Origin of the sequence: Aliidongia sp., assembly GCF_035943795.1 — a bacterium.
In the GTDB taxonomy this organism is placed as follows: Bacteria; Pseudomonadota; Alphaproteobacteria; order ATCC43930; family CGMCC-115725; genus Aliidongia.
The window spans coordinates 1-15,306 of sequence record NZ_DASZBY010000091.1 but is presented as its reverse complement, the minus strand read 5'-3'; the positions used below and the strand labels follow the sequence as shown (position 1 = coordinate 15,306).

The window sequence follows — 15,306 nt, the reverse complement described above, 5'->3', positions numbered from 1 at the left end:
CATCCCGCTGTCCAGCGCGAAGCCGTTGGTCGGCGGTCCTGCCGAGGCTTCACGGCCGGCGTTTGTTGTTCCGCGCCGTTCCCGATTCGTGCGATATAAAAACATTAGAACTTTCTGCTGCGGGTTTGCCGGTCAATGTTCAAGTCGGGCGTTTTCGTCTCCGATACAGGGCAGCTCCTGGACGCACGTCCAAGCGAGTTGCGGTGGCACCTGGACTATGCCCGCGCCGATTTCGATCTTTCGAATTATGCGATACGCAACCTGGGCTTCGTCTGGTTCAAGCCGGAGACGAACGGGGCTCGCCTCAAGCTGCGCGCCGATCTCTTCACCAAGGCCTGTTTCGAGCAGGTCGTGCGCCTGGTGCTCGAGCATCGGATCGTGCGGCTGGTGATCGAGCACGAAGGCGAGGGCGAGCCGGCCGAAGTGCTGCACAACATCAACGACATCATCGCGCGGCTCGATTTCCTGCGTGGAACCACGCCGGGCGAACATCCTCGCGAAAGCTACATCCTCGAGACGCTCGATCTCGGCCGGCTGCGCCACGGCAAGCGGCGGCGGATGGCGGAGGCATTCCAGAGCTGGTTCCGCAGCCATGGGCGCCTGCCGTCCAACTTCGAGCCGCTGCGGCGCGTGGGCGCGTTCGAGGGCGGCCATCTGCTGGTCAGCCTCAAGGGGCGGGACCAGGCGATCATCCGCGCCTGGCCGAACAACATCCTGTGCTATTCGCCCAGCGAGAGCGCGCGGCTGATCGGCCGGGACCTGTCCGATCAACCGGACAGCAAGTTCGCTCAATGGTCGGCCAAGCCCTACTACGAGGTCGTGCAGGAGGCGGCGGCCCGCCTGGATCTGGTCGAGGCCGTGATCAGGCCGCCGAACGGACCGCCGCTCATCTCGCGCTACGAACGCCTTCTGCTGCCCTGGCGCACCAGCTCTGGCGAGTACTGGGTGTCCGGCACCTCGCATACCCGCTCGCGACGCTTGCTGAGGTCGGCCAGATAGACCGCGACGTCGGCCGTCAGGTCTGTCTTGTGTCGCCAGGTCAACAGCAGGTCGACGACGGGCCGGTAGCTGTCGCGGATCCGGATCCAGGGTTCGCTGTCCGGCAGCCCGTACGAGACCAGAATGCCGTGATCGACCGGACCTTGCTCGACGAACGAGATTACATGGTCCGGGTCCCAATTGGTAAGCGCCAGGGTCCGGGTCATGCGCGGCAGGATCCAGGACAGTCCTTTGCCGCGCCAGTCCGGTCGATACCACAGGCCACCGGACAGGGCCACGCGCCCGGTGATGTCGGACGCCTTGGGAGCAGTGACCTCGATTCGCTCCGAAGGGCCGGCCTGGCTGGCGGGATCGCGGTAGAACAGCCGCAGATGTTCCAGCTCGGCCGCGAGCGTCGTCGCCTCCAGATCGAGCAGGCGCGAAACCTGGGTCGCGACAATTTCTCCCTTGGCGTCATGCAGCTCGAACATGAAGGCATGGTGTGCTTGAATATCGCTTTGCACCGGATCGAAAACCGGCATCAATGGTGCCCAGCTGTCCAAGTGCCGGCGATTGACCTTGAACAGTCTTCGCAAGTCATGGGAGAGGTAGAGCTTTAGGCCAAGCTCGTTCAGTGCGCGATCTCCTTGCAGGAGGAAGCGACCGATCTCACGCTTGGGACCGTGATGAACGCGAAGTTCTTCGGTAAAACGGACGGGTGCTGTAACGATATCGCGGGGCATGGCAAGATCCTCATCTGCCGAAAAGCAACCTGGAGGATCGTGCGCGCTGAAATGCCCGCGAGCCGAGGGAGTTCGACATCCAAGCAACCTGGAGCGGCCTGGATCTCAGAGAGGTATCGGGCGTTTAGAATTCGAGGGTTCGGCTTGGTCGAAGGCCGGTCTCATCGCTGCCGAAGCGAAACGGCGGCATCGACAGGCACTTACGCCTGCAGCGTCGGATGGACTGGAAGGAAGGGAGCGGCGAGGATGGTGGGCGCGACAGGATTTGAACCTGTGACCCCTTGCGTGTGAAGCAAGTGCTACTACCGCTGAGCTACGCGCCCATCCTCGCGACGGTTGCGGGTTTTAGGCGGCGGGCGCCGTCTGTGTCAAGCATCGATGGCGCGCGCCGGGATGCGGGGCAGGTCCGCAGGCGCGGAATGGACCGGGCGGGCGCCGAGGTGCGCAGGGAGGTTGCCGCATGGGGCTGATGGGACTGGGGAGGATGGCCTGGGGACGGACCGGCGCCGGCCTGCTCATGGCGGCCGGGCTGGCGACTGCCCCGTCCTGGGCCGAGGACGCGACGCCCATGGACCTGTCCTACGATCTCAGCCTGGGCGGCCTGACCATCATGAGTTTCGAGCTGGGCGTCAGGACGGCGAACGACCGCTACGTGCTCGATTTTTCCGGACGCACGCGCGGCATGTTGAGCCTGCTCGGCAGCGGCTACGTCGTCTCGTCGAGCCAGGGGCGCCTGTTGCCCGGCGGCGAACCTCAGCCGGAGGTTTTCGTCAGCCATTCCGACGGCAACGAGGGCGAGCGGCGGGCGCAGATCCGCTACGGTGCCCAGGGACCGACGAGTTGGACCGCCGAACCGAAGCCCGGCAGCGACGGCGAGGAACTGACGCCGATCCCGCCCGACTCGATTCCCGGAACGCGGGATATTCTCGCGGCCCTGCTCGATTTTGCCGGCACGCTCGGCCGGGGCGAGAGCTGCGAGCATCTGATCAGGATCTTCGACGGGCGCCGCCGGTTCGATCTCAAGTTCACCGATCGCGGCCGGGAGATCGTCGCGCCGGAAGGCGAGGGCTTCTATGCCGGTCCAGCGCAGCATTGCCACCTCGATCTGGTGCGTATCGGCGGATATTCGACGGATCCGACCAAATACCTGTCCGGCAACGATGCGGAATTCTGGTTGGCGCCGGTCCTGCCGAACGAGCCGCCGGTCCCGGTCGAGATCATTTTCAAGGGGCGACTCGGCGTGATGCATGCCCGGCTGACGATCGCGCGCCACGGCGCCGAGGTGCGCGGGGCGCCGATGCAGAAACCGCAGTCGGCTGCCGTTCCCGCGCACGACGAGCCGGTCAGATAGACGATAGGATCAGACGGCCGCGTCAATCGGTGCGGCCGCGATATGCGTCAGGATCGCTTCCGCCTTATGGGCGAGATGGTCTTCGAGCAGCCGCGACAGCAACGCGCCGTCGCGCGCCGTCAGGGCCAGCATGATCGCCTCATGCTCTTCGATCGCGTGCGCCCAGCGTTCCGGACTCCATTGGCTGGCCAGGAAACGCGGGCGCCGGATGCGTCCGGCCAGTTGGTCGTAGGATTGGGCCAGCAGCGGGTTGCCGGCGGCGGCCACGATCCGGCGGTGGATCGCCTGGTTCAGCCGGAAATAGGCCGGAAGATCGCGCCGGACATAGTGCGCGCACATCTGCAGGTGCATCGACCGCAATTCCAGTAGATCCGCCTCCGACGCCCGGGCCGCGGCCAACCGGCCGGCCAGGGCTTCGAGCGCACCCATCAACTCGAACATGTGACGGATCTCGGCCTCGCCGAGGCTGGCGATCCGTGCGCCGCGATTGGGCGTCAGCTCGATCAGCCGCTCCGCCGCCAGGACCTTGAGCGCCTCGCGCAGCGGCGTGCGCGACACGCCCAGCCATTCGGTCAGCTCCCGCTCCCGCAGCCGCGTACCCGGCGGCAGTTCGCCCTCGATGATCATGTCGCGCAGACGGCCCAGCAGCCCGTCGTGCAGGGTCGGGATCGGGAGATCGAGGGAAAGGGGGGGCACCATCTCGTTCATGGATCGCATGCTAGCACGACGCTCGTTGCGGCGCAAAATTGCATGCAAACGGGAATGCTCGCTTGCAGGGTGTTTATGGTCATGAAACAGTGCGATCAGGATTGCATGCAATCGGGACCGCTATCATGACCCTCCACACCGGCCGACATTTCCTCCAGATTCCAGGACCCAGCACCGTGCCCGACCGCGTGCTGCGCGCCATGGACATGCCGGTGCTCGACCATCGCGGTCCGGAATTCCAGGCGCTCGGGCGCGAGGTGCTGGCCGGCTGCCGCACGGTGTTCAAGACCTCGGGTCCCGTCGTCATCTATCCGGCGTCCGGCACCGGCGCGTGGGAAGCGGCGATCGTCAATACGCTGTCGCCCGGCGATACGGTACTGATGGTCGAGACCGGCCATTTCGCCTCGCTGTGGAAGGCGATGGCCGAGAAGTTGGGCATCGAGGTCGAGTTCTTCGCGACCGACTGGCGCCGCGGCGTCGATGCCGCGGAGATCGAGGCGCGCCTCGCCGAGGACAAGGGCCATCGCTTCAAGGCCGTGATGGTGGTGCATAACGAGACCTCGACCGGGGTCACCAGCGACATCGCGGCCGTGCGCCGGGCGATCGACCGGGCATCCCATCCGGCGTTGCTGATGGTCGATACCATTTCGTCCCTGGGCTCGGTCGATTATCGCCACGAGGAATGGGGCGTCGACGTCACCGTATCGGGCTCGCAGAAAGGCCTGATGCTGCCGCCGGGCCTCAGCTTCAACGCGATTTCGGACAAGGCGTTGGCCGCGTCCAGGCAAGGCAAGCTCCCGCGTTCCTACTGGCGCTGGGACGAGATGCTGGCGCCCAATGCCCAGGGCTTCTTCCCCTACACACCGGCGACTACCTTGCTCTACGGCCTGCGCGAGGCGTTGAAGATGCTGCAGGAAGAAGGGCTCGAGCACGTCTTCGCGCGGCACCGCCGCCACGGCGAGGCGACGCGACGCGCCGTACGCGCCTGGGGGCTGGAAGTGCTGGCGGTCAACGAGGCGGAGCAGTCGCCGGTGCTGACCGGCGTGCTGATGCCTGACGGGCATGATGCCGACCAACTGCGCGAGGTGATCCTGGCCAAGCTCGACATGTCGCTGGGCCAAGGGTTGGGCAAGCTCAAGGGCAGGATCTTCCGCATCGGCCATCTGGGGCATTTCAACGACCTGATGCTGGCCGGCACCCTGGCGGGGGTCGAGATGGGCCTGGCGCTCGGCAACGTGCCTCATCAGGCCGGCGGCATCGCCGCGGCGCTCGGTTACCTGAAGGAAAGCCTCATCGGCGCATAAGCCCGAACGGGCGGCCAGGACGCCGCGAGGCAATAGCGGCTAGGTTGTGCCGCCAGACCGTGCCATCTTCTCCGACAGGTTGATTGCCGGAGTTGACGGAACCATGGGTCGACGCGTTCGCCTGTTCGCAGCCTTGCTGATCCTTCTTCCCGTTCCCGCCCGTGCCGACCATGTGCTCCATCGTCCCATCGAGGCCGAACCGGACAGCCTGGATCCGCCTAAAACCTCCAGCGGCGTCGGCGGCACGGTCGAGACCGACCTGTTCGAGGGATTGGTCCGGCTCGATCCCCGTGGCCAGGTCATTCCCGGCGTTGCCGAGCGCTGGGAGCGTGCATCCGATGGCATCACCTATATCTTCCATCTGAGGCCCGATGCCCGCTGGTCCAATGGCGACCCGGTGACGGCGGAGGATTTCGTGTATACGTGGCGGCGCGACGTGGATCCGGCGACCGCCGCCTATGGGCTCCATGCGTCCCTCGACCTGATCAACGGCCCTGAAATCGTCGCCGGCAAAATCCCGGATCTCGCGAAGCTGGGCGTCGAAGCGCTCGATGCGCACACGTTGCGCGTGGTGACCGGTGCGCCGTCGCCTCTGTTTCTGGAGCATTGCGCGCTGCGCGATTCCTTTCCGGTCCATCGCGCGACGATCGAGAAATGGGCAGGAGGTTGGACCCAGCCCGGGCACATGGTTTCCAACGGCCCCTTCGTCCTCAAATCCTGGACACCTCATGGCGAGATCCTGCTCGCCCGCAGCGAGACCTACTGGGATCGGGCTTCGATTCAGCTCGACGCAGTGGATCACGTCCTGGCCGACAATGACGAGGTCGCCCTGAAACGCTTCCTCGCCGGCGAGTTGGACTATGCCGGAGTGCCCACCCGCGATCTCGCGATGATCCGCTCCACCCGGCCGGCGGTGCTGCATTTCGGGCTCGGCAACCGGATCCACAATTTCGCGTTCAACATGGCCTCGGGTCCGCTGGCCGAAAGCAAGCCGCTGCGCCAGGCGCTGGCCTTGACCTACGATGCCGGCGTCATCGTCCATAAGCTCCAGCCGCGCGGCCAGCAGGTCGCCTTCGACTGGGTTCCGCCGACGGTGACGGGCTACACGCCGCAAAAGGTCTTCTACGCCGAGATGACGATGGAGGAGCGCACGGCGCTCGCGCGCAAGCTCTATGCCGAGGCTGGCTATGGTCCCGAACACCCGTTCAGGCTCACCGTCAACTATCCGACGAACGAGGATGTGAGGGCCGAAGTGTTGGCAGCGTCGCAGATGTGGAAGGCGGCGCTCGGCGTCGAGACCACGATGCAGGCGGAGGAATTCCAGGTCTATCTGCAGCGGGTCAAGCGCGGTGACGACCAGATGGTCGTGTTGGGCTGGGCCGAGGAATTGCGCGATCCCGCCCTATTCCTGTCGCGCTTTGGATCCGGTGCGTACGGCAACTATTTCCAGTATTCCAACGGAGCGGTCGACGCGCTGCTGAAGGAAGCGGCGGGCACGGTCGACGACGATCGGCGCCGCAGCCTCTATGAACGCGCCGAACGCCTCATTTCGGACGACGTGCCCGGCATCCCCAGCTATTTCAACTCGGTCATCATGGCGGTCGGTCCCCACCTCAAAGGCTGGGTCGACGACGACGAATATCCCGAAAGCCGCTGGCTGTCGCTCGAGGACTGACGATCGAGGGGCGCTAGAACGCAACCTCCAGCGTCGGCACGCACTCGACGAAGCTGCCGCCGAGTGTCTGGTTATGGTGGGAGCGGATCTGGCCGGACGATAGGACCGGACTGTCGAACGTCGTGTGCGCGTCCGACACCAGCACGATCTTGTAGCCGAGCCCGAAGGCGGCGCGGCAGGTCGAATCGACGCAATATTCGGTCTGCATGCCGCAGATCACCAGGCGGTCGATGCCGTCGCGCTTCAGCAACTCGTCGAAGCCCGTCTCGTGGAAGGCGCTCGGATACCGCTTCTCGACGATCGGCTCGCCCGCGAGGGGTGCGATCGGCGCGTGGATCTGCCAGCTTGGCGTGCCCCGTTCGAAATCGTCGTTGGGCCCACCGTCGTGCCGGACGAAATAGACCGGCACCTTGTCGGCCCGGGCCCGGGCGAGCAGGTTGGCGATGCGGCTCACCACGGCCGGGCCGTGATGCGGCGGGGTCGGCTGCAGGAACATTGCTTCCTGCACGTCGATGATCACGAGGGCCGTCGCCATGGTCAGGCCACCGGCCCGACCGGCACCGGGCCGCGGATCGTGGTGCGGTAGAGCGTGCGCGCCATGTCGGGCGGACAGCCGGTTGCGAGATGCATGACGGCGCGATTGTCCCACATGACCAGGTCGCCATCGGCCCAATGATGCCGGTAGATGAAGGGGGGCTGGGTCTGGTGGGCGTAGATCTCGGCCAGCAGGTCGCGGCTCTCGTCCTCGGGCAGCTCCACGATATGGGTCGTGAAGCCCTCGCTCACGAACAGCGCCTTGCGGCCGGTGCCGGGATGGACGCGCACGACCGGATGGATCGTCGGCAGCACCGTCTGCTTCTGTTCGTCGGTCAGGTCGGGCCGGAGCGCGCTCTTGGCGCGCTGGGCCTCGTTGCGGGCGAGGTAGCTGTGCTCGGCGGTCAGTCGGTCGAGCTTCGCCTGCATCGCGGCCGGCAGGGCGTCGTAGGCCGCGTGCTGGGTGGCGAACAGCGTGTCGCCGCCCTCGGGCGGCAGCGTGCGCGAATGCAGCAGCGAGCCCATGCTGGGCTCCTGTTTGTAGGACAGGTCCGAATGCCAGTATTTGCCGGCATCGACCAGGCCGATCGGCTCGCCGTCGCGGAACTCGTTCGACACGATCAGCAGTTCCGGATGGCCTTCGAGCAGGAATTTCCGCTGCACATGGATTTCGAGCGGGCCGAAGCGCCTGCTGAAGGCGATATGGGAGGCCGGGTCCAATCGCTGCTGATTTCGAAACACCAGGACCGAGTGGCGGTCGAACGCCTTGCTGACGGTGTCGAAGTCGGCATCGTCGAGCGGCACGCGCATGTCGAAACCGAGGACTTCGGCGCCGAGGATTTCATTGAAGGGGCGAATTTCGAATGGGGCGACCATCGAGGCACCAGACCCTAGTTGCGGCATCGGAAGGGGGAATGTGGACCCTTCGCCGGGCGATCGCAACCCGTCGACCGCAGACGGTGCTGGCATCCCTGCGGACATTCGGGTATCGCATCGATAGGGCAAATACAGACCCGCCGAGAACGCAGGCTCAACTCTATCGACCGGGAAAGCTGCTGGTAATGGACGATAAAAAGCCGCCCTATTCGTTTTCGCTCGAAGAAAGTACCGGCTATTTGCTGCGAATGACGCATCGTTCTTTTGCCCGCGCCGTGCAAAAAGAGATCGCGCCGCGCGGCGTCACGATCGGAATGTGGTATTTCCTGCGGATCCTGTGGGAAGAAGATGGCCTGACCCAGCGCGAACTGAGCCAGCGGATCGAAATGATGGAGCCGACCACGGCGACGGCGCTGCGCAACATGGAAGAGCGCAACCTGGTGCGCCGCGTGCGCAACACGACCGATAAGCGCAAGGTCAACATCTATCTGACCGACGAAGGCCGTGCCCTGCGCGAGCAGCTGCTGCCCTATGCCAGGGAGGTCAACGAGACGGCGCTGGCCGGGGTGGCCGCGGCGGACATCGCCTGTTTCCGACGCGTGCTGAGCCAGATGCGCATCAACCTCGGTCCGGCCGGAATGGACGAGAACTGATCAGTCTGCCTGGGGCTCGGCACGGACGATGGTCGTCCTCAGCGGAAGTTCCGGCAGGAACAGCACGAGCAGGAAGGCGAGGGCAGCGATGATCCCGCCGAACAGGAAGGTGGACGCGATCGCCGTGCGATAGAAGCCGGTGACGGCCTCTCTCGTCGCCGCGGGCATCTGGCCGATTTGCTGAACGCCGGCCGACAGCAGGCTCGCCGGGTCGAGCTGGCCGGCGAGGTCGCTCGCCGCCAGCAGGGCCTTCAGCCGCACCCCGAGGATGCCCCCCGACAGCGCCACCCCGATGACGGCGCCCAGCGAACGGAAGAAGGCGGACGTGCCCGTGGCCGAACCCATGTCCCGCGGCTGGACGGCATTCTGCAGCGCCACCGTCATGGTCGGCATGACAAAGCCAAGCCCCAGGCCGAGCACGATGAGCAGCGGCTCGATGAGCGCGATCCCCTGGCCCGCCATGGCGCCCCAGCCGAGGCCCAGGAACGCGAGGGTCGCAGCGGCGAGCCCGATCACGGGCAACCGCTTGTACTTGCCGGTGCGGCTGACGATCCGGCCGCCGCCGACCGAGGCGGTGATGACGCCCAGCATCAACGGTCCGGTCAGCAGGCCGGAATGAGTGGGTGCCACGCCCAGCACCAGCTGGAAGAACAGCGGAAAGAACACGGTCGCGGCACTCATGCCGGTAAAGGTCAAGGTCAGCACGCCCCAGGACACCGCGACGGTCCGGTTGCCGAATAGATGCAGCGGCAGCACCGGCTCCGCCGAGCGGCGCTCCTGGAACAGGAACAGCGGGATGCTGAGCAGGGCCACCAGGGCAGCGCCGATGATTTCGGGCGAAGTCCAGCCGTAGGTCGTGCCGCCCAGGCTGAGCGCCAGCAGCAGGCCGCTGGTGCCGAGCGCGATGAGCGCCGCGCCGGCATAGTCGATCCGGTGCTGGACGCGCGCGACCGGGCGGCCGAGGCCGATGGCGATGAAGCCGATCGCCGCGGCGCCGACCGGCAGGTTGACGTAGAAGATCCAGTGCCAAGACAGCGCATCGGTGATCGCCCCGCCCAGCACCGGCCCGCCGACGCTGCAGCCGGCGAAGACGGCGCCGAACAGGCCCTGGTAGCGTCCGCGCTCGCGCGGGCTGACCAGGTCGCCGATCGTGATCTGGGCCAGCGGCAGCAGCCCGCCGGCACCCAGCCCCTGGACCGCGCGGAACAGGATCAGCTGAGTCATGGTCTGGGCCAGGGCAGCCAGCATCGATCCGCCCAGGAAGATCGCGATCGCCGCATATAGCAGCGGCTTGCGACCGTACTGGTCGCTGAGCTTGCCATAGAGCGGCATGGTGATGGTCGAGGCGAGCACGTAGGCCGTGATGATCCAGGACAGGCGCGACGCATCGCCCAGATCGCCGACGATGCGCGGCAGCGCTGTCGCCACGATGTTCTGGTCGAGCGCCCCCAAGGTCAGCACCAGCATCAGGCCGGTCAGTACGGTGCGGATGTTGGCGGGAACGCCGGCGTTCGGCGCGGTTTTGGACGGCACGGCGGTCATGGGGTCGGTTCCGTATGGGCGCTCATGGCGCCGAGATGGGGTAGGGCATCGGCCAGGGCGCGGCGCCCCGGCGCAGGCAGCTCGTCCAGGCGGTGGGCCAGCCATTCGGTCCAGCGCGCCTTGACGGTCTCCAGCAGGACCCGGCCTGCGGGCGTGATCTTGAACCCGACCCGGCGGCGATCGTCCGCGTGGGGCGGCAGGCGTTCGACCAGGCCGGCCGCTTCCAGTTCCTTGATATGGCTGCTGATCGTCGGACGGCGCAGACGCTCCGCGGCGGCCAGTTCGCCGACGCCCAGGCCCGGATGTTCGTGGAGCCGTTTCAGCACCATGGCCTGGGAGGGCGAGAGGCCGGCCGCATGGATGCCGGCGCGGAATTGCCGTACCAGTTGCAACAAGGCGGGTCCCAATGTCTCGGCCAGGATCGTCGCCTCTCGTGAATTTTCCACGGAGTTCGGCATGAAATTTTCGCTCCCGGCGGCGCCCGTCCATAGATAGTTAGGTAGCTGAAACTATCATTCAAGCGGGACGCGCTGTCCGTCGAAGGGCGACGGATCGCAATTGGGATCATTCGACCTGCTATGTCGCAAGATTCTATCGCTGGTCTTGCTGTTTCGGGCATAAAGTTGCAAGCGAAACGTATGGCCAATTCTTGACCGCTGTGTATAGTAACGGCGTTGTCATGGGGTTCGACTGACGTTATCGCGCGTTTTTGATAAAAACCCTCGTAGTTGCAGTAACTTCAAGGAAAGCGGCATGAGCAATGTCATTTCCAGTCTGACGATTAAGTACAAAGTCAGAATGGTGTTCGGGTCTTTGTTCGTCGTCCTGACAGTCATGGCTGTTTTGGCGGTACTTCGCTTGGGCGATATCGCGTCGGCGACCGCGAATATGCGGGTCAACATCCTGCCGACGACCCAGCTTCTGGGCAAGATGACCGACACGTTCCAGAGACACCGGATTCTCGAGGCCGAACATGTGCTGGCGGTCGACGCAAAGCAGATGGACGCGATCGAAACCGCCGAGAGCGCTGCGCTCACCGACATGAAGCAACTGCGGGCCTCGGTCGAATCCTTGCTGAAGACCGCCGACGAAAAGGCTGCCTATCAGCAATTTTCCACGGCCTGGGACGATTACGCGGCCGCCAGCGGCGAGTTGAACGCGGCGTCGCGCAAGAACGACGACGAGAAGACGGTCGCAGCCTATCGCGATCATGGCGGCAAGGCGTTCGACAATGTGCGCACGACGCTGAACGGCCTCGTCGAACTCAACGTGCGCTACGGCGACCAAGGGGCCACTGCGGCCGAAAGCACGGCGAACTCGACCGAATGGGTGCTGGGAACCGCTGTCGGCGTGGCGCTGCTGCTCTGTATCTTCGGCACCTATTTCTTCGAGGCCGCCGTGCTGATGCCGATCCTCAGGATCGTCGGCATCATGGGCCGCCTGTCGCAGCACGACCTGACGGTAAAGCTCGACGGAGCCGAGCGGACCGATGAGGTCGGCATGATGGTGCGCGCCATCGGCGTATTCCGCGACAACATGGAAAAGGCCGAGTTGCTGTCGACCGAGCAGACCCGGGAAAAGACCGCCAAGGAAGCGCGGCAGGTCCGGATGGACGGCCATATCGCCGAATTTGCCCAGGCGATCGAGCGCGAGATTTCCGCCCTGTCATCTGCCGCCGGACGCATGCGCACCGCGTCGCAGACCATGTCGCAGACGGCGACCGAGACCAGCCACCAGGCCGACGCGGTCGATCAGGCCGCCCAGCAGGCATCAGCCAACGTCGAAAGCGTGGCGAGCGCCACCGGCGAACTCGCCTCGTCGGTCAGCGAGATCAGCCGCCAGGTCGACCTGTCGAGCCAGATCGCCCGCAAGGCGGTCGAGGAGGCCAATCGCACCAACCAGACCATCCAGGGCCTGGTCGGCGCCGCCCAGAAGATCGGCGACGTCATGCAACTGATCGGCCATATCGCGGCGCAGACCAAGCTGCTGGCGCTCAACGCCACAATCGAGGCGGCGCGCGCTGGCGAGGCCGGCAAGGGCTTCGCCGTCGTGGCGTCCGAGGTCCGCAATCTCGCGGCCCAGACGGCGAGTGCGACCGACGACATCGCCCAGCAGATCGGCGAGATCCAGAAAGCCACGCAAGAGGCGGTCGGGGCGATTAGCCACATCGGCGGGACGATCGCGGAGATCAGCGACATCTCGACCATGATCTCGGCGGCGGTCGAGGAGCAGGGTGCCACGACCCAGGGCATCAAGCAGAACACGGTCGAGGCGGCGAGCGGCACCAGCAACGTGTCCGCCAACATCAGCCGCGTCAGCGCCGGCGCCGGCGAGACGGGTGCGGCTGCCGGCGAAGTGCTGAATGCCGCGGGCGAACTGGGCCGCCAGTCGGACATCCTGCGCCAGGAAATCACCCGCTTCCTGGACCAGATCCGGGCGGCGTGACGCCGAAAGCCGCTTGATCCTCTCCCGTCGTTCGCCGGAGAGGGGATCATTGCGGGCGCATTGCTCGGCACGAAGGAAAGCGGCGCGGAAGAGTGATCTTCCGCGCCGTTTGCTTTGGTCGAGCGAAGGTTCTTCGGCGAAAGGTTCTTACTTGAGCGAGAAGGCGATCTTCAGGTGAACCAGCGCGTCGCCGCCCGGCGGGGCCGGGAAGGGGGCGGCATTCTTGGCCGCTTCGACGGCGGCATTGTCCAGGGTCGCATTGCCCGACGAGGTTTCGATTGCGGCATCGGCGGCAGCGCCGGCGCCGTCGATCTTGACCGCGAGGGCGACGGTGCCTTCCTGCTCGCGCATCTTGGCGAGGCGCGGATAGACGACCGACTTGTGGATCATCTCGTTGACCTTGCCGACATAATCCGCCGGCGCTTCGACGGCCGCGATGGCCGTGCCGGCGACGGTGGCGAGAACAAGCGTCAAGAACGAAGCGCGGAGCGCATTGGCTGTCATGTGCATGGCGTGTCGGTTTCCCAGAGGATGGCCGGCTGAATGACCGAGTGAGGCGGTTCGATGCGCTCCCGTCGTTTCAGTCCAGGGGGAACGCTTGATCGCCCCAACCTTAGCGCCCTAATTATTTACAAGTGGTTTTCAAGTTCCCGCAAAAACGCGGCCAATGCATAAATCTTCGTATGCTTCGAAATGGGTATTTTCGTCTCGATATCGATCGATTATTATTATAATTTAGATAAAATTCTCGATAAATCCGGACCAGTCATGCGTCGATCTTGCTGACGGTCGGGTTTGCCGCCGGATTGGTATAGGCCGCGAATTTGGCCTTGTCCGCGCGATAGCGGGCGGCCAGATGGGCGACCGCTTCGCCGGCGGTCATCGTCTGGCCCTGGTGGTCGTGGAACAGGCTGCGGTTCGCCGCAACCGCCTTGGGCACGACCTGGTCGACCGGCATGTCGGGATTGCTTCCGGCCGCCTTGATCAGGTGCGCCGCCCCGCTCGCCCCCAGCAGGAACGAGATCTGCACTTCGGCCTCGTTCGCTTCCCGGTGCAGGATACGGGACAGGTGGGTCTTGTTCTCGTCCAGGTATTTCGCCGCCATCTTGGCCGACAGGCTGATGTCGTGGCGCAGGTCGAGCACTTCTTTCAGCGCCTGTGGGTCGGCGATGGTGGGACGGCCGTTCGCCCCGGTCTTGATCTGGGCCAGCAGGCCCGGCTTCACGCCCATTGCCTGCCCATGCTCCTTCATCAGCGACAGCCAGGTGTTCTTGACGAACTGGAACGGGCCGGCGGCGCCGGTCTGTTTGTTGACGGCATGGGGCTTGAACCCGCTCTCGCCCGCGACCTGGGCCAAGAGAGAGGCGAATTCATGGCCGCCGGTCGCGCCCGGCGTACGCGCGACGGCGGCGATCTGATCGGGAATGCTGATGCCGGCACCGGCGACGCCGGCGGACGCGTCCTTGGTCATGGCTTCGTCTCGTCAATGGGGAACGGACGACGATAAGTCGAAAGCTCCTAACGAACGGTTGCAGCGCCTCTTCGTTACCGTAACTCGGCTGGCCTCGGGAAGATCAGCGACTTGGTCACCGAGATCGTATCCCGTTCTTGTATATAGGCAGGGATGGGCGCAAAGCGACCGATCGACTCGATGGCGCCCCTCACTTGCGCGTCGAGCGAGGGATTGCCCGAGGTTTGCCGGATCGTAGCCCAGACGATGACGCCGTTCCGTCGGATCAGGACCTCGACCAGCATCAGCCCATGGCCCTGGACCTGCACCGAGTTCGGCAGGCCATAGACGTGCTCGTTCATGACGTCGTTCAGATAGCTGACGTATTCGTCCTGGGTCGCGTTCGGACCGGGGACTTTCGCCGCCTTCGATTCCACGTGGGCTGGCGCCTCCGGATGAACGGTCTGCGCAAGGCTGCCGCCCAGCTTCAGTTGCGGATGGGGCGCCGGTTTCGGTTCCGGACCCTTCAGCGCGTCGGTCGGCGGTGCGGGTTTTGGCGGGGGCGGCGGCACGGCGCCGGCGGCCGCGATCTGGTCGCGCGCGTCCTTTGGCGACTCCTGTTCCGGCGCCTCGCTCTCTTTCTTTTCCGTCTGGTCGGGCTTGGTGGCGCCAGCGTCGCTCTGCTGCTTGTCCGGCTCGGTCTGGCCGGCTTCCGGACCGGCGGCGCCCTGCTTGTCCTTCCGTTCGCCGGCCGCCTGGTCGTCCGCCTTGGTTTTCGCCTGCTCGTCGCCCTTCACCTGTCCCATGTCGGCCGACGCGAGGCGGCCCGGTGGCGGGGGAGGCGGCGGCGGTGGCGGCGATTTCGCCTGGGGTGGTGGTGGCGGCGGAGGTGGGGGAGGCGGTGGTGGGGGCGGCGGAGGCGGCGAGATCGGCATGTCCTGCGGTGGCATCAGGACCAGCTGGACCGGGATCGGCTGGCCCGGCCCGCGGCTGCCGCTACGCCCACCGGCGAAGATCAGCAGCAGCACGAGCACGACATGGAACAGG

At 65.5% G+C, this 15,306-nt stretch carries 15 protein-coding genes and 1 tRNA gene; 6 read left to right on the top strand and 10 right to left on the bottom strand.

Annotated features, from left to right (window positions below; all coding sequences use genetic code 11):
• The first annotated feature begins 198 nt into the window (after positions 1–198).
• Positions 199–999 (top strand): hypothetical protein, encoded by an 801-nt coding sequence (locus tag VGV37_RS17065; protein WP_326880910.1) that lies wholly within the window; start codon positions 199–201, stop codon positions 997–999.
• On the opposite strand, the gene VGV37_RS17060 is transcribed toward VGV37_RS17065, so the two are convergent.
• Both VGV37_RS17060 and VGV37_RS17055 read right to left on the bottom strand, forming a co-directional pair.
• Positions 897–1,721: a hypothetical protein gene (locus VGV37_RS17060; RefSeq protein WP_326880909.1), complete on the bottom strand. Its 825-nt coding sequence runs from the start codon at positions 1,719–1,721 to the stop codon at positions 897–899. The two genes, VGV37_RS17065 and VGV37_RS17060, sit on opposite strands and share 103 nt — an antisense overlap.
• A 247-nt stretch (positions 1,722–1,968) precedes the next feature.
• Positions 1,969–2,044 (bottom strand) — tRNA-Val (locus VGV37_RS17055).
• Positions 2,045–2,181: 137 nt separating this feature from the next.
• Here VGV37_RS17055 and VGV37_RS17050 point away from each other — a divergent pair.
• Positions 2,182–3,072 carry a DUF3108 domain-containing protein gene (locus tag VGV37_RS17050; RefSeq protein ID WP_326880908.1) on the top strand — a complete coding sequence of 297 codons (891 nt, stop codon included), beginning with the start codon at positions 2,182–2,184 and terminating at the stop codon, positions 3,070–3,072.
• A 9-nt stretch (positions 3,073–3,081) separates the two neighbouring features.
• Here VGV37_RS17050 and VGV37_RS17045 read toward each other — a convergent pair whose 3' ends face one another.
• Complete coding sequence (locus tag VGV37_RS17045) at positions 3,082–3,789, bottom strand: GntR family transcriptional regulator (RefSeq protein WP_326880907.1); 708 nt, start codon at positions 3,787–3,789, stop codon at positions 3,082–3,084.
• Between the two features lie 116 nt (positions 3,790–3,905).
• On the opposite strand from VGV37_RS17045, the gene VGV37_RS17040 reads away from it, so the two are divergent.
• A complete protein-coding gene (locus VGV37_RS17040; RefSeq protein ID WP_326880906.1) occupies positions 3,906–5,084 on the top strand; it encodes a pyridoxal-phosphate-dependent aminotransferase family protein in 1,179 nt (392 codons plus the stop codon).
• 103 nt (positions 5,085–5,187) lie between these two features.
• Positions 5,188–6,759, top strand: a complete 1,572-nt coding sequence (locus VGV37_RS17035) for a peptide ABC transporter substrate-binding protein (protein ID WP_326880905.1) — start codon at positions 5,188–5,190, stop codon at positions 6,757–6,759.
• Between the two features lie 13 nt (positions 6,760–6,772).
• Here VGV37_RS17035 and VGV37_RS17030 read toward each other — a convergent pair whose 3' ends face one another.
• On the bottom strand, positions 6,773–7,294 hold the full coding sequence (locus VGV37_RS17030) for a cysteine hydrolase family protein (RefSeq protein ID WP_326880904.1): 522 nt from the start codon (positions 7,292–7,294) through the stop codon (positions 6,773–6,775).
• 2 nt (positions 7,295–7,296) lie between these two features.
• Positions 7,297–8,169 carry a TauD/TfdA family dioxygenase gene (locus VGV37_RS17025; protein WP_326880903.1) on the bottom strand — a complete coding sequence of 291 codons (873 nt, stop codon included), beginning with the start codon at positions 8,167–8,169 and terminating at the stop codon, positions 7,297–7,299.
• A gap of 38 nt (positions 8,170–8,207) precedes the next feature.
• Here VGV37_RS17025 and VGV37_RS17020 point away from each other — a divergent pair, with 38 nt between their 5' ends.
• Positions 8,208–8,822 (top strand): MarR family transcriptional regulator, encoded by a 615-nt coding sequence (locus tag VGV37_RS17020; protein ID WP_326880902.1) that lies wholly within the window; start codon positions 8,208–8,210, stop codon positions 8,820–8,822.
• Here the strand turns inward: VGV37_RS17020 and VGV37_RS17015 are convergent, their stop codons facing one another.
• Entirely contained in the window at positions 8,823–10,364 is a 1,542-nt protein-coding gene (locus VGV37_RS17015; RefSeq protein ID WP_326880901.1) for an MDR family MFS transporter, read from the bottom strand. It abuts the gene before it with no gap.
• The gene (locus VGV37_RS17010) at positions 10,361–10,822 is read right to left on the bottom strand and encodes a MarR family transcriptional regulator (protein WP_326880900.1); all 462 of its coding nucleotides are present in this window, start codon (positions 10,820–10,822) and stop codon (positions 10,361–10,363) included. Before VGV37_RS17010 ends, VGV37_RS17015 begins: the two co-directional genes overlap by 4 nt.
• 295 nt (positions 10,823–11,117) lie before the next feature.
• Between VGV37_RS17010 and VGV37_RS17005 the strand changes: the two genes are divergently transcribed.
• The gene (locus VGV37_RS17005) at positions 11,118–12,809 is read left to right on the top strand and encodes a methyl-accepting chemotaxis protein (RefSeq protein WP_326880899.1); all 1,692 of its coding nucleotides are present in this window, start codon (positions 11,118–11,120) and stop codon (positions 12,807–12,809) included.
• A 147-nt stretch (positions 12,810–12,956) separates the two neighbouring features.
• On the opposite strand, the gene VGV37_RS17000 is transcribed toward VGV37_RS17005, so the two are convergent.
• The 3 genes from VGV37_RS17000 to VGV37_RS16990 form a co-directional block, all read right to left on the bottom strand.
• Positions 12,957–13,283: a TonB family protein gene (locus VGV37_RS17000; protein WP_326880898.1), complete on the bottom strand. Its 327-nt coding sequence runs from the start codon at positions 13,281–13,283 to the stop codon at positions 12,957–12,959.
• A gap of 292 nt (positions 13,284–13,575) precedes the next feature.
• Positions 13,576–14,280, bottom strand: a complete 705-nt coding sequence (locus tag VGV37_RS16995) for a hypothetical protein (RefSeq protein ID WP_326880897.1) — start codon at positions 14,278–14,280, stop codon at positions 13,576–13,578.
• A 74-nt stretch (positions 14,281–14,354) separates the two neighbouring features.
• The coding region (locus VGV37_RS16990; protein WP_326880896.1) for a TonB C-terminal domain-containing protein at positions 14,355–15,306 on the bottom strand (952 nt) is incomplete at its 5' end.

Excerpts from the sequence above, each read along its gene's own strand:
- VGV37_RS17060 (WP_326880909.1), bottom strand. The coding sequence starts at position 1,721 with ATGCCCCGCGATATCGTTACAGCACCCGTCCGTTTTACCGAAGAACTT.
- VGV37_RS17050 (WP_326880908.1), top strand. The coding sequence starts at position 2,182 with ATGGGGCTGATGGGACTGGGGAGGATGGCCTGGGGACGGACCGGCGCC.
- VGV37_RS17045 (WP_326880907.1), bottom strand. The coding sequence starts at position 3,789 with ATGCGATCCATGAACGAGATGGTGCCCCCCCTTTCCCTCGATCTCCCG.
- VGV37_RS17040 (WP_326880906.1), top strand. The coding sequence starts at position 3,906 with ATGACCCTCCACACCGGCCGACATTTCCTCCAGATTCCAGGACCCAGC.
- VGV37_RS17035 (WP_326880905.1), top strand. The coding sequence starts at position 5,188 with ATGGGTCGACGCGTTCGCCTGTTCGCAGCCTTGCTGATCCTTCTTCCC.
- VGV37_RS17030 (WP_326880904.1), bottom strand. The coding sequence starts at position 7,294 with ATGGCGACGGCCCTCGTGATCATCGACGTGCAGGAAGCAATGTTCCTG.
- VGV37_RS17025 (WP_326880903.1), bottom strand. The coding sequence starts at position 8,169 with ATGGTCGCCCCATTCGAAATTCGCCCCTTCAATGAAATCCTCGGCGCC.
- VGV37_RS17020 (WP_326880902.1), top strand. The coding sequence starts at position 8,208 with ATGTGGACCCTTCGCCGGGCGATCGCAACCCGTCGACCGCAGACGGTG.
- VGV37_RS17015 (WP_326880901.1), bottom strand. The coding sequence starts at position 10,364 with ATGACCGCCGTGCCGTCCAAAACCGCGCCGAACGCCGGCGTTCCCGCC.
- VGV37_RS17010 (WP_326880900.1), bottom strand. The coding sequence starts at position 10,822 with ATGCCGAACTCCGTGGAAAATTCACGAGAGGCGACGATCCTGGCCGAG.
- VGV37_RS17005 (WP_326880899.1), top strand. The coding sequence starts at position 11,118 with ATGAGCAATGTCATTTCCAGTCTGACGATTAAGTACAAAGTCAGAATG.
- VGV37_RS16995 (WP_326880897.1), bottom strand. The coding sequence starts at position 14,280 with ATGACCAAGGACGCGTCCGCCGGCGTCGCCGGTGCCGGCATCAGCATT.